This window comes from Luteibacter sp. (assembly GCF_036500425.1).
Classification (GTDB): Bacteria; Pseudomonadota; Gammaproteobacteria; order Xanthomonadales; family Rhodanobacteraceae; genus Luteibacter.
The window spans coordinates 47,964-61,346 of the sequence record NZ_DASYCB010000039.1; the positions used below are offsets into that span (position 1 = coordinate 47,964).

Here is a 13,383-nt window from a genome sequence, read left to right on the forward strand (position 1 = left end):
TTCGCAGCGATGACCAAGAAACACGATAACGACACCCCCGACAGCGGCCGCCGCCGCCTTCTTGGCGGCATGGCCACCACCGGCGCGGTCCTCGCGCTGGGTGGCGTCAGCGAGGCGGCTAACGCTGCGGCAGCAAAAGGTGGACCCGCTCCTGCCGCACCGACGGGTGCTGCGCTGGATGCCCTGCTTGAGAAGCACATCCAGAACGTCGTCGTGATCTACGCGGAGAACCGCAGCTTCAACAACCTGTTCGCGAACTTCCCGGGCCTGCGGGATCCGCTGAAGGATGTGCCGCCCGAGCGCTATATCCAGCGCGACCGCGACGGCACGGTGCTGAAGACGCTTCCGCCGATCTGGGGTGGCCTGGTGCCGCACGAGCAGACCGTGGACCACCGCACCTACAAGATCGCCGAGAAGGACATTACCGGTCTCGCGAATGCGCCCTGGGCGCTGCACACCGGCGACGGCACCCCACTACCGCATGGCGTGGTCACGCGCGATCTCGTGCATGCGTTCTACAACAATCAGCTGCAGATTAACGGCGGCAAGAACGACGGCTTCGTGGCCTGGGGCGACAACGGTGCGCTCACGATGGGTCACTACGCCGATACGCCGGTGCACCTGCGCCTGTGGCGTCTGGCCGAGCAGTTCACGCTGTGCGATCGTTTCTTCATGGGCGCATTCGGCGGCTCCTTCCTCAACCACCAATACCTCGTCGCCGCGCAGCCGCCGTTCTATCCGGATGCAGACAAGAGCCCGGCGCAGTTTGGGATCGCGGTGACCGAAAGCGGCAGCGCCACCGACTATCGCCTGAAGATGGACGAGAAGTCGCCGAAGAGCGCAATGGATGGCAAGCCGAAATTTGCCCACCACAACCAGCTGACGCCTGACTTCTATGCGGTGAACACCATCGGTCCGCCGTACTCGCCCGGCTTCAACGTGGATCGAAAAAGTCCGCTTCTCGCCGATGCCAGTAGCGCGAACACCCTGGTGCCGCAGAAGCACAAACAGATCGGCGACATGCTCTCGGCGAAGGAGATCGATTGGGCCTGGTACGGCGGCGGCTTCCAGGCCGCGCTCGATGGCAAGGGCGATAGCGACGATGGCACCTTCCCGTCGACGCCAAACTTCCAGCCGCATCACCAGCCGCTGAATTACTTTGTCTCGCTGGCACCCGGCACCGACGCGCGCGCGAAGCACCTGCGCGATGGCGGTGTCGGCGAATCGCCGAAGACCAACACGTTCCTTGCCGACGCGAAGGCCGGCAGGCTGCCCACGGTGGCGTACTACAAGCCACAGGGTGATCTGAATATGCACGCCGGCTATTCCGACGTGGAAGCCGGCGACCGCCATATCGGCAGCATCGTGCACCAGCTGCAGCAGAGCCCGCAGTGGAAGTACATGCTCGTCATCATCACCTTCGACGAGAACGGTGGCTGGTGGGATCACGTGGCGCCACCTAAGGGCGATCGCTGGGGTCCGGGCACGCGTATTCCCGCACTGGTCGTCTCGCCGTTCGCGAAGAAGGGCCATGTCGAGCACACCATGTACGACACCGGCTCGATCTCGCGCTTCCTCACCCGCCGTTTCAAGCTGGAGAAGCTCGCCGGCCTGCAGATGCGTGACGATGCGATGGTGAAGGCCGGTGGTCCCGCGCCGGGCGACCTGACCGAGACCCTGGCTTTCACCTGACGGCACGCTGGGAGGGTAGCGACAGCGCGGGCCGGGGCCTGGCGCCGCGGCCGGTCGTCGTGAAAGTTTTTGCGAATCGGCGGGGCGCGACGGTCCGCCCGTGACGCGGTCGAAGGTATCAGCGCCCCGCGCGGGCGCGGCATGACGGCAGTCATGTAGGTCGGGCTAAGCTATGCCGCCGTCCCATCTGGAACCCAAGCCACGTGAACGACCTGATCAGCGCCATCCTCCTCGGTATCGTCGAAGGAATCACCGAATTCCTGCCCATCTCGAGCACTGGCCACCTGCTCATCGCCGAACGCTGGCTTGGCGCACGTTCCGACCTCTTCAACGTGGCCATCCAGGCCGGCGCGATCCTCGCGGTCACGTTCATCTACTGGCGCACGCTGTGGAGCTTCGTGCTGAACTGGCGCCGCCCCGAGACGCGCGACTACATCGCCAAGCTCGCCGTGGCCTTCCTGATCACCGCGGTGCTCGGGCTGATCGCCACCAAGATGGGCTTCAAGCTGCCCGAAACGATCACACCCATCGCGTGGGCGCTGATCATCGGCGGTATCTGGATGATCGGTGCGGAGCAGGTCGCAGCGAAACGGCCCGACCAGGTGAAGATCACCTGGCGCGTCGCCATCCTCGTGGGGCTCGCGCAGATGATGGCGGGTATCTTCCCGGGTACCTCGCGCTCAGCGGCTACCATCTTCGTCGCCATGCTCGCCGGTACCAGCAACCGTGCCGCGGCTACCGAGTTCGCCTTCCTCGTCGGCATTCCCACGATGTACGCCGCAACCGGGTACGAGCTGCTGAAGACGTACCAGCACGGTGGCGCCGCCGGTGAGGACTGGACCGGCCTGGGCGTTGCCTTCGTCGTCTCCACCATCGTCGCCTTCATCGCGGTGAAATGGCTGCTCGGTTACATCCGTTCGCACCGTTTCACACCGTTCGCCATCTATCGCATCGCGCTCGGCATCGCCCTGCTGCTGTTCCTGCCGTCTGGCGTCTGACCGGACCTGACCCGTGCCACGCGTTCGCCTCCTCGATCTCACCATCGACCTCGACCGCCAGCTCGTCGAGCGCGGCGGCGACCGGCTCGATGTGTCGGGACTGAGCTTCCGCTTGCTGGCCTGCCTGGTCGAGCGCGGCGACCGCGTCGTGACCTTCGATGAACTGATCGAAGCGGTGTGGGCGCCCGCGGTGGTGAACGAAGAAACGATCACCCAGCGCGTGCGCCTTCTGCGCCAGGCGCTCGGCGATGACGCGCGTGCGCCGCGTTATATCCGCACGGTGCGTAGCCGCGGCTACCAGCTTGGCGCGCCTGTGATCCCGGAGCTCATCACCCCAGGCCGCCGGCGCCTCGCGATCTGGCCCGCGCTGGCAGCCGTGGGGGTCCTCGCGGTCACCGCCCTGGGAGCCAGCTTCCTCGCACGCGAACAGAAGCCCACGCCCAGTGCCGAGCAGCAAATACTCGAACGTGCACACTGGTACGCGCGGATGGGCCAGCGCGACAACAACGAACGCGCCCTGGCCCTGTATGACCGGGCATTGCACGAAGCGCCCGATGATGTGGAAGCGTTAGCCGGCGCCAGCCGTACGCGCGCGGCGCGCACCTGTCTGTACAACGGTGGCACCGATGATGCGCGTGATGCCTTGCGCATCGCCGGGCGCGCGGTCGCCGTCGGATCGGACAACGCGCACGCATGGACGGCGTTGGGCTATGCACGTGATTGCCTGGGCGATATCGGCGGCGCCATCACCGCGTACGAAGCAGCTGTGCGTCTTGATCCCGATGATGACGCCACGCGTTCGTCCGCAGCGTACCTGTATCAGGAACAAGGCCGACTGGCCGATGCGCTGCACGCCAACATGGACATGCGTGGCGACCCCGCGCGCGTTCGCTACCGCGATGTGCAGCTGGCCCGCGAGTATGAACTGCTCGGTTTCGTGACCCAGGCAGGACAACGCTACAAACAAGTGTTCGAGCTGGCTCCCGATAACGTCTTCGGCAATATCGGCTGGCCGGCGTACCTGTTCGCGCACGGCCGTTTCGACGAGGCGCGTGCGGCCGTCGCGGACGCCCGTCAGCGGGATACCGCGCGTCCGGAGCTTGCCCAGCTCGATGGAGAACTCGCGCTGCGGCGTGGCGACAAGGTAGCGGCCGCTAACGCATTCGCCGAAGCCCATGCCTTGCGACCCGATGCGTCGTTGCCCGAGACGCTCGCCCTGCTCTATGCCAGCCGCCCTATCGGCGGCGAGGTGCTGAACCAGCGCATCATCGCCACTCGCAAGGCACTCGCCGACGACCCCTGGCCCGCCAGTCGCTTCGAGCTGGTGTGGCTGCTGCAAGCATCGGGCGATCGCCGCGGTGCCATTGCCGCGCTGGATGATGCCGTGGCCATAGGTTGGCGGGACGCGGGTTATCTCCGCGCCTCGCCGTTGTTCGCGCCAATCGCCGCCGATCCCGGTTTCCAGGAAGTGATCGAGAGCATCGAGCGGCGTACGCGTGCCGAGCGTGAGTGGGTGCTGGAGGCGGCGTGGTGCCCTGCCGATTTGCCCTGCCAGCGTGGATCGCGCGCAGGCGCACTCCTACAGGATCCGCAGGCACTGGTGGTGCCTCGCGGGGCGGGTCGCGTGCAAGCACGCTCCTACAGGGGTAGCGTGACCCAGGGTGACGCAGGTCTCGTGTAGGAGCGCGCTTGTGCGCGATCACCGCTTCGGCAGCGCCTTGAGCACCACGTCCCGGAACAGACCCTGCGATTGCGGATGGGCGAAGCGCTCGTTGTAGGCCTGGCTGGTGATCACGGCGACGACACCACGCGACGGCACCACGAACACGTAATTGCCACCATTGCCACTCATCGCCCACACGGGCGTGTCCACGCCATCAATGGCGAAGTGGAAACGCCACCACAAATATCCGTACTCGGCATCCTCGCGCGCCTGGGCGTGCGGCGTGAGCATCGCCGTGACCCATGCCGGCGGCAGCACCTGCTTGCCCTGCCACTTGCCGCCATCCAGGACGAGCTCGCCGAACTTGGCCAGATCACGTGAGCGATAGCGCGTGCCACCACCGCCCATGCCGATGCCTTCGCTGGAAACATTCCAGTGTGACTCGGTAATCCCAAGCGGGGTTTCCAGCACCTCGCGGGCGAACGTCGCCAGCGGCTTCTTCACCGCCCGCTCCACGGCGGCACCGGCGACGAACGATCCCGCCGTGCAGTACGCGAACGCCCGTCCATACGGCGAGTCCGCCGGCCGCTCCACCCACGGGGCATACCCGCGCACGGGCAGGTTCAACGCGAAATCCAGCCAGCGCTCGGAGACGTACATGCGCTCCTCATTGCCGCTGGAGAACTGATTCTCGTCGTCGCATTCCCAGATCGAGCTCATGGTGAGCAGGTCTTCCAAAGTGATCTTTGCCCTTCGGACATCGACCTTGTCCAGCTTCACATCCGGGAAGAAGGCATACACCGGTGCATGGACGTCCTTGATTGCCCCGCGTTGAATGGCGGCTCCCACCAGCATCGCGGTCAGACTCTTGGTCGCCGAGCGCACGTCGTTCAGCCCATCGGCCGTGCCACCGCTGAAGTAGCCCTCGTAGACCAGCCGCCCGTGGTCGGCGATGACCATGCTGGTGATCTTCTTGTAGGTCCCGTCGGCCATCTTCGCCGGCAGGCTGTCGAGGGTCGTGGTGTCCCAGCCCAGGGCGGCGGCACTGGCTACCGGCCAGCCATCCGGGCCGGGCTTGGGTGGGGCGTAAGCATCCGCCCAGGCGGCGGGAGCAGCAAGGGCGACGAGGAAGCAGGCAAGGCGAAGGCGCAGCATGGAGGGAGCTCCGTATCAAGGAGCCCCCACTCCACCGCCGGGCCGTATGAAGTGCCTGAAACGCGAATGAAGATTTATGAAGCGGCGGCTCAGGCGACCGCGGCGATCGGCGTCAACAGCTTCTTGCGTGCGGCTTCCAACTCGGCCTGTTGCATTTCCACCAGACGGCACTGCGGGTCACTGGTCCGCTGGAACAGCTCGCTGGTCCACTCAATGAAAGCCTGGACACGGGCCGACAGGTGGCGCTTCTGTGGGTAGACGATCCACAGGTTGGAGCCCGTCGAAATCGTGTCGGTCATGATGATCTCGAGCAGGCCCTTCGAAAGGGCGCACGCGGCCAGACAATGCGGTGCCTGGATCACACCAAGGCCAGCGATCGCCGCCTGGATCACCGACTCACCGTCGTTGATCATCATGTGCGCATCGACGTCCACCGAGACGCGGCCACCCGGCGAATCGAACTGCCACTGCGAGGGCTTGCCGGTGCTCGGGTGAACGAAATTGACCGTGCGGTGGGTCTTCAGGTCCTCGATCGACGCCGGGGTCCCGTGCCGCGCCAGGTACGACGGGGCGGCGCAGAGCACGTTGCTGAAGTGGCCGATCTTGCGGGCGATCAGGCTGGAATCGGCCAGCTCGCCCATGCGGATCGCGCAATCGAAGCCCTCCTCATTCAGGTCGAACGGGAAGTCACACATGGTCAGTTCGAGGCGGATATCCGGGAAACGGGACTCGAATTCGGCCAGGTTCGGGATCAGGGCGGCACGCCCTACGGCCGACGAGGCCGCCACGCGCAACTTGCCCGCGGGCTTGGTTTTAGCGTAGCCCAAGGCTTCCGTGGCCTCGGTCAGGTCAGCAAGAATCTCCTTGCAACGTGCATAGAACGCACCGCCATCATCGGTCAAACGCAGCGAACGGGTCGATCTGAAGAATAGACGCGCCCCCAGGCTTTCTTCGAGCCGGGAAATGGCGCGGCTCACCCCCGAGGGGGTCATTTCGAGGTGGGTAGCCGCGGCGGAGAAGCTCTTCGCCTCGACCACCCGAACGAACACGCTGATTGCCGAAAAGTCTTCCATCGCCAACTCCGGTTTCACCTGATTCGTGACTGAGCGTCACAGCCGAAATGATTGTAGACCCATTTTTCGCTTGACGCGCAAGACTTAGGTTACGCGTCCTGAGACGGACCGGCTTGACCTCAACCAACGTTGAGGTTGGATCCTGCGCCGCCCCGAACCCTTTCGGCCCCCTACACACACTCATCGGATCCCCCTCCATGAAGAAGAAAATCCTGTTCGGTTCGTCCGCCCTGGCCGTGGCGATCGCCTCGGCCTTCTGGCTCGGCTCGCCCACCAGCACCCACGCCACGGAACCGGCGCATGCCATGCCGACCCCCGAGGTGACCGTGGCCCAGGTCCTGCTCCGCCCGGTCAGCGACAGCAGCACCTTCACCGGCCGGGTCCAGGCGGTGGACACGATCCAGATCCGCCCGCGCGTCAGCGGCTACGTCGACTCGGTGCACTTCCGCGAGGGTGCCCTCGTGAAAAAGGGCGACCTGCTCTTCACCATCGATCCGCGCCCGTACCGTGCAGAGAGCGACCGCCTCGCCGCCAATCTCGCCCAGGCGAAGGCGGAGGCGAAGAACGCCGACGCCAACGCCGCCCGTGGCAGCAAGCTCGTCGCGCAGCACGCCGTCTCGCAGGAAGAGGCTGACCGCCTGGATACCGCGTCCGCCAGCGCCAAGGCGCAGGTCGCCTCGGTACAGGCCGCGCTCGACAACGCCCGCCTCAACCTCTCGTTCACCGAAGTACGCGCGCCGGTCGATGGCAAGGTCAGCAACGCGCAGATCACCGCCGGCAACCTGGTCACCCCGGGCGACACGCTCACCAGCGTGGTCACCACCGATCCGATGTACGTGTACTTCGACGTCGATGAGCAGAGCTTCCTGAAGCTCGATCGCTTGCGCCGCGAGAATGGCCATGCGCCGGAAGTGGACATGGGCCTGGCCGACGAACAGGGCTACCCGCACGTCGGCAAGATCGATTTCGTCGATAACCAGGTGAAGGCGGGTGCCGGCACGATTCGCCTGCGCGCGGTGTTCCCGAATGCCGACCAGGCGTTCACCGCTGGGCTCTTCGCCCGCGTGGAACTGCGCAGCGGTGCCGCACAACCGCGTGCGCTGATCGATGACAAGGCCGTCGGCACCGATCTCGGCAACAAGTTCGTTTACGTGGTCGGCAAGGACAAGAAGGTGGAATACCGCCGGGTGTCCACCGGTGCGCTGGTTGATGGCCTGCGTGTCGTCGATAGCGGCCTGAACGCCGAAGACGTCGTGATCGTGAACGGCCTGCAGCACGTACGCCCCGGCGTGGAAGTGAATGCCAAGCGCGTTGCCATGGCCTCCCTGGTACCCGATAGCGCGCGCAACGTCGCCAGCCGCAAGGCCGGTGTCGACAGCGTTGCGCAGGCGAAGGACTGATCCAAAATGAAAATCGCTCAATTCTTCGTAGAACGCCCGATCCTCGCGGGCGTGCTATCGGTCTTGTTCCTGATCGCGGGCAGTATCGCCGTGTTCAAACTGCCGATCAGCGAATACCCGGAAGTGGTGCCGCCCACCGTCGTGGTGAAGGCGACTTACCCCGGCGCCAACCCCAAGACCATCGCTGAAACCGTTGCCACGCCGCTGGAAGAACAGATCAACGGCGTGGAAGGCATGCTCTACACCTCCTCGCAGTCGACCAGCGATGGCGCGATGACGCTCACCGTCACGTTCGCGCTCGGCACCGACCTGGATAACGCCCAGGTGCAGGTGCAGAACCGCGTGGCCCAGGCGCAGCCGCGCCTGCCCGAGGAAGTGCAGCGGCTCGGCGTGACGACGACCAAGAGCTCGCCCGACCTGACCATGGTCGTGCATCTCACGTCGCCGGATAACCGTTACGACATGCTCTATCTGTCGAACTACGCCCGCACGCACATCAAGGACCAGCTCGCCCGCCTCGACGGTGTCGGCGACGTGCAGCTATTCGGCGCCGGCGAGTACAGCATGCGCATCTGGATGAACCCGGAGCAGCTCGCTATCCGCAATCTCACCACGGGTGACGTGGTGAACGCCATCCGCGAGCAGAACATCGAAGTCGCGGCGGGCGCCCTGAACGCGCCCCCGGGCCCGAACAGCAATGCGTTCCAGGTCAACATCAACACCCGTGGCCGCCTGGTCACGGAAGATGATTTCTCCAACATCATCGTGCGTAGCGATGGCGCCTCCGTGACCCATCTGCGCGATGTCGCACGCGTCGAGCTCGGCTCCAACAACTACGCGCTGCGCAGCCTGCTCAACAACAAGGAAGCCGTCGCGATCCCCATCTTCCAGCGCCCGGGTTCGAACGCGATTGCGATTTCGGACGAAGTGCGCGCCGAGATGGCAACGCTGAAGAAGGAGTTTCCGCAGGGCGTCGATTACTCGATCGTTTATGACCCGACCGTGTTCGTGCGCGGCTCGATCGAGGCTGTGGTGCATACGCTGTTCGAGGCGATCATCCTGGTCGTTCTCGTCGTAATCCTGTTCCTGCAGACCTGGCGTGCATCGATCATCCCGCTTGTCGCCGTGCCGGTTTCGTTGATCGGTACGTTCGCGATGATGTACATCGCGGGCTTCTCGCTTAACGCGCTATCCCTGTTCGGTCTGGTGCTGGCCATCGGTATCGTCGTGGACGACGCGATCGTGGTGGTGGAAAACGTCGAACGGCATATCGAGCATGGGCTCGATCCGAAGATGGCCACGCGCCAGGCGATGACCGAGGTGACCGGCCCGATCGTCGCTACCGCGCTCGTGCTGTGCGCCGTGTTCGTGCCTGCCGCGTTCATCAGCGGCCTCACCGGCCAGTTCTATCGCCAGTTCGCGCTGACCATCGCCATCTCGACGGTGATCTCGGCGTTCAACTCGCTGACGCTCTCGCCCGCCCTTGCCGCGATCCTGCTAAAGGGTCGCGACGAGCCGAAGGACAAGCTCACGGTCTGGATGGATCGCAGCCTCGGCTGGCTGTTCCGCCCCTTCAACCGCACGTTCGAGAAGGCCGCGAACGGCTATGTCGGCGGCGTGCAGAAGATCCTGCGCTTCTCGGCCGTGGTGCTGGTGCTGTACGCGGGCCTCGTCGGCCTGGGCGTGCTCGGCTTCGCCAAGACCCCGACCGGCTTCGTGCCCACCCAGGACAAGCAGTACCTGGTGTCGTTCGCGCAGCTTCCGGATGCCGCCTCGCTGGACCGCACCGAAGGCGTGATCCGCCGCATGGGCGATATCGCGCTGAAGGATCCGGGCGTCGAAAGCGCCGTGCAGTTCCCCGGCCTGTCGATCAACGGTTTCACCAACAGCACTAACGCCGGCATCGTGTTCGTCACGCTGAAGCCGTTCGAAGAGCGCCGCGCGAAGGATCTCTCGGCGGAAGCCATCGCTGCCCGCCTGAACGGCCAGTTCGCTTCGATCCAGGATGCGTATATCGCGATCTTCCCGCCCCCGCCGGTGAATGGCCTGGGTACGATCGGTGGTTTCCGCATGCAGATCGAAGATCGCGGCGACATGGGCTTCGAGGAGCTGTTCAAGCAGACCCAGGGCATCATTGCGCAGAGCCAGAAGACCCCTGAGCTGGCCCACCTGTTCACCAGCTATCAGGTGAGCGTGCCGCAGTTTGACGCCGACATCGATCGCGAGAAGGCGAAGTCGGAAGGTATCGACCTGGGCGATGTGTTCCAGACCATGGCCGCGTACCTCGGCTCGCTGTACGTGAACGACTTCAACCGCTTCGGCCGTACCTACCAGGTGAACGTCTCGGCGGAGCCGGGCTTCCGCCACGAACCGTCCGATGTCGCGAACCTGAAGACGCGTAACGCCGCGGGCGATCTGGTACCGCTGGGTTCGTTCCTCACCGTGCGCCAGAGCAACGGCCCGGATCGCGTGCAGCACTACAACGGTTACCCGACCGCCGAAATCAACGGTGGCGCAGCTCCGGGGTACAGCACCGGCCAGGCCCAGGCCGCGATGGAGAAGCTGGTCCAGTCGAGCCTGCCGAACGGCATGACCTACGAATGGACCGAGCTGACCTACCAGCAGATTCTCGCTGGCAACACCGCGGTCCTCGTGTTCCCGCTGTCGGTACTGCTCGTCTTCCTGGTGCTGGCTTCGCTGTATGAGAGCCTGAGCCTGCCGCTGGCGGTGATCCTGATCGTGCCGATGGTCCTGCTCTCGGCGATCGCCGGCATCATTCTCACCGGTGGTGACAACAATATCTTCACCCAGATCGGCCTGATCGTGCTGGTGGGCCTGGCCTGCAAGAACGCGATCCTGATTGTCGAATTCGCCCGTGAGGCCGAGATCGACGGCATGAACCGCATCGATGCCGTGCTTGAAGCAGCCCGCTTGCGCCTGCGCCCGATCCTGATGACCTCGTTCGCCTTCATCATGGGCGTCGTGCCGCTGGTGACCTCGCATGGTGCCGGTGCGGAAATGCGCCATGCCATGGGCGTAGCGGTGTTCGCCGGCATGCTCGGCGTCACTTTCTTCGGCCTGATCTTCACCCCGCTCTTCTATGTGCTGATCCGCGCCTGGAATGAACGTTCCGACGCGAAGCGTGCCGCTCGCCGCGAGCGCCGTCTTCTCGAACACGCGGCTCGTGAGGTCTGATCCATGAAAACCATGATCCGTTCAACCGCCTTGTTCGCGGCCCTTGTCCTCGCCGGCTGCGCGAGCGTGGGCCCTGACTACCACGCACCGAAGGAATCGCCGGTCACCCTGCAAGGCGTCAATGCCACGCAGCAGACTACCGAGAACTTCCAGGCGCAGTGGTGGAAGCAGTTTGGCGACCCGACGCTGGATAGCCTTATCCAGCGCGCGGCCTTCAACGCGCCCGACCTGCGGATCGCCCTGGCCCGCCTTGGCCAGGCACGTGCCGCCCTCGGTACCGCGAAGTCGCAACAGATTCCGGATGTCGAGACGGGCGTGGCGTATTCGCGCAGCCGCCAGCAGCAACCGGGCTTCACCGATCAGCGGACGACGGTCACGCAATACCAGGCCGGCTTCGATGCTTCGTGGGAGCTCGACCTGTTCGGTGGCGTCCGTCGCTCGGTGGAAGCCGCGCGTGCCGACGCCGCCGCGGGCGAAGCCTCGGTGCAGGATGCGCAGGTCACCCTGTTCGCCGAAGTGGCACGCAACTACTTCGACCTGCGCGGCACCCAGCTGCGTATCGATGTGGCGAAGCGCGATATCGCCAACCAGCAGGATTCGCTGAAGGTGATCCAGGCCCGTGTCGATGTCGGCACCGGTGCGGAGCAGGATCTCGCCAGTGCGAAGGCGCGGCTTGCCTCCGTCGAGGCGCAGTTGCCGGTGCTGGAAACGCAGGCGTCCGCTGACCAGTTCCGCATCGCGGTGCTGCTCGGTGCACGCCCGGGTGAGCTGGACATCGACCTGTCACCGGCCACGTTCAAGCCGATCGATGTCAGCCTCGCCATCGGTGGCGCGGATGACGTATTGCAACGCCGCCCGGATATCCGCATCGCCGAGCGCGAGCTCGCCGCCGCGAATGCCCGCATCGGTGTCGCCAAGGCCGACTGGTTCCCGCATATTTCGCTCGGTGGCTTCATCGGCTTCCTTGCCGGTCGCAGTAATGATTTCGGCGGTGCCGATTCGCGTGCGTGGTCGCTGGCTCCGAGTATCTCGTGGCAGGGTCTGAACGTGCAGCGCGTGGCGTCCGGCGTGAAGGGTGCGAAGGCACGTGCAGAAGAGGCGCATGCCAATTACGACCGCACCGTGCTCACGGCGCTGGAGGATGTCGACAACTCCCTTGTCGGCTTCAACCAGCAACGCGAGCGCGTGGAGAAGCTGCTCGTGCAGGCGAAGGAAAGTCGTCGCGCGGCGGACCTGGCGAAGCTTCGTTACGACGCAGGCCGCACCGATTATCTCGAACTGCTCGATGCCGAGCGTACCCAGCTTTCCGCCGAGGACCAGCTGGCCGAGGCCGAAGCGGCCATCAACGTGCGTGCCGTGCAGCTCTACAAGGCGCTCGGTGGCGGCTGGGAAGCCTGCGGCAATACCTCGTGTAGTGAGGTTGCGAAAGCGCCATGAGCAGCGCGAAGGTTCACCGCCTGCCCGTGCGGGCGAAACGGCCCTCTGCCCTGGCCATGGACCCGCCGCTCACCCAGCGTATCGCGCTGGTGAGCGGCGCCAGCCGGGGCATCGGCCTTGAGGTCTCGAAGCAGCTGGCCGCGCTGGGCATCACTGTGTTCATGGGGATGCGCGAGCCGGGCAAAGCCGACAAGGCGCTGAAGGCCGTGCGCGAGCTCGGTGGCGATGCATTCTCCGTAAAGCTCGATGTGACGAAACCGCGTGACGTGGAAGCGGCCGTCGCCCATATCGAAGGCCGCTTCGGCCGGCTGGATATCCTGGTGAACAACGCGGGTGGCTATTTCGACCACACCGGCAAATCCGCGGAGGGCGACCTCACTAATATCCGTGGCGCCCTGGAGGTGAACCTCCTCGGCGCCTGGTCGCTGACTGCCGCGGCGCTACCCCTCATGCGCCGGCATGGGTATGGCCGCATCGTGAACATCTCCAGCGAATGCGCGGTGCACGCCATGTGCGGCGAGAAGGCGCCCGCTTACCGCATCTCCAAGGCAGCGCTGAACGCTTACACCCAGGTCATCGCCCGTGAGACGCAAGGCAGCGGCATTCTGATCAACGCCGTCTGCCCCGGCTGGACTGCCACCGACCTCGGCGGCTCCGGCGGCCGGCCCGTGGCGGAAAGCGCGGAAGGCGTGGTCTGGGCAGCACTGGTCAACGAACAGGAAGCCGGCACCGGCGACTTCTACCGCGACCGCGCCCGCATCGCCTGGTAA

Annotated in this window: 9 protein-coding genes; 7 read left to right on the forward strand and 2 right to left on the reverse strand. The window is 65.1% G+C overall.

Annotated elements, in window-relative coordinates; all coding sequences use genetic code 11:
* Positions 1-9 precede the first annotated feature (9 nt).
* The 3 genes from acpA to VGN46_RS09820 all read left to right on the forward strand — a co-directional run bounded on the left by acpA (position 10) and on the right by VGN46_RS09820 (position 4,371).
* Entirely contained in the window at positions 10-1,692 is a 1,683-nt protein-coding gene (acpA, locus tag VGN46_RS09810; RefSeq protein ID WP_331643201.1) for an acid phosphatase, read from the forward strand.
* Positions 1,693-1,895: 203 nt separating this feature from the next.
* Positions 1,896-2,690 carry an undecaprenyl-diphosphate phosphatase gene (locus VGN46_RS09815; RefSeq protein ID WP_331643203.1) on the forward strand — a complete coding sequence of 265 codons (795 nt, stop codon included), beginning with the start codon at positions 1,896-1,898 and terminating at the stop codon, positions 2,688-2,690.
* Positions 2,691-2,703: 13 nt separating this feature from the next.
* Complete coding sequence (locus VGN46_RS09820) at positions 2,704-4,371, forward strand: winged helix-turn-helix domain-containing protein (RefSeq protein ID WP_331643205.1); 1,668 nt, start codon at positions 2,704-2,706, stop codon at positions 4,369-4,371.
* Between the two features lie 18 nt (positions 4,372-4,389).
* Here VGN46_RS09820 and VGN46_RS09825 read toward each other — a convergent pair whose 3' ends face one another.
* Positions 4,390-5,508: a serine hydrolase gene (locus VGN46_RS09825; RefSeq protein WP_331643207.1), complete on the reverse strand. Its 1,119-nt coding sequence runs from the start codon at positions 5,506-5,508 to the stop codon at positions 4,390-4,392.
* Between the two features lie 89 nt (positions 5,509-5,597).
* Entirely contained in the window at positions 5,598-6,581 is a 984-nt protein-coding gene (locus tag VGN46_RS09830) for a LysR family transcriptional regulator (protein WP_331643209.1), read from the reverse strand.
* Between the two features lie 197 nt (positions 6,582-6,778).
* Between VGN46_RS09830 and VGN46_RS09835 the strand changes: the two genes are divergently transcribed.
* From VGN46_RS09835 to VGN46_RS09850, 4 genes are read left to right on the forward strand one after another with little or no spacing between them, the layout of a single operon-like run.
* Positions 6,779-7,981, forward strand: coding sequence for an efflux RND transporter periplasmic adaptor subunit (locus VGN46_RS09835; RefSeq protein WP_331643211.1), 1,203 nt, complete (start codon positions 6,779-6,781; stop codon positions 7,979-7,981).
* Positions 7,982-7,987: 6 nt separating this feature from the next.
* Positions 7,988-11,176: an efflux RND transporter permease subunit gene (locus VGN46_RS09840; protein WP_331643213.1), complete on the forward strand. Its 3,189-nt coding sequence runs from the start codon at positions 7,988-7,990 to the stop codon at positions 11,174-11,176.
* A 3-nt stretch (positions 11,177-11,179) separates the two neighbouring features.
* On the forward strand, positions 11,180-12,613 hold the full coding sequence (locus VGN46_RS09845; RefSeq protein ID WP_331643215.1) for a TolC family protein: 1,434 nt from the start codon (positions 11,180-11,182) through the stop codon (positions 12,611-12,613).
* Positions 12,610-13,383, forward strand: a complete 774-nt coding sequence (locus VGN46_RS09850) for an SDR family NAD(P)-dependent oxidoreductase (protein WP_331643217.1) — start codon at positions 12,610-12,612, stop codon at positions 13,381-13,383. Before VGN46_RS09845 ends, VGN46_RS09850 begins: the two co-directional genes overlap by 4 nt.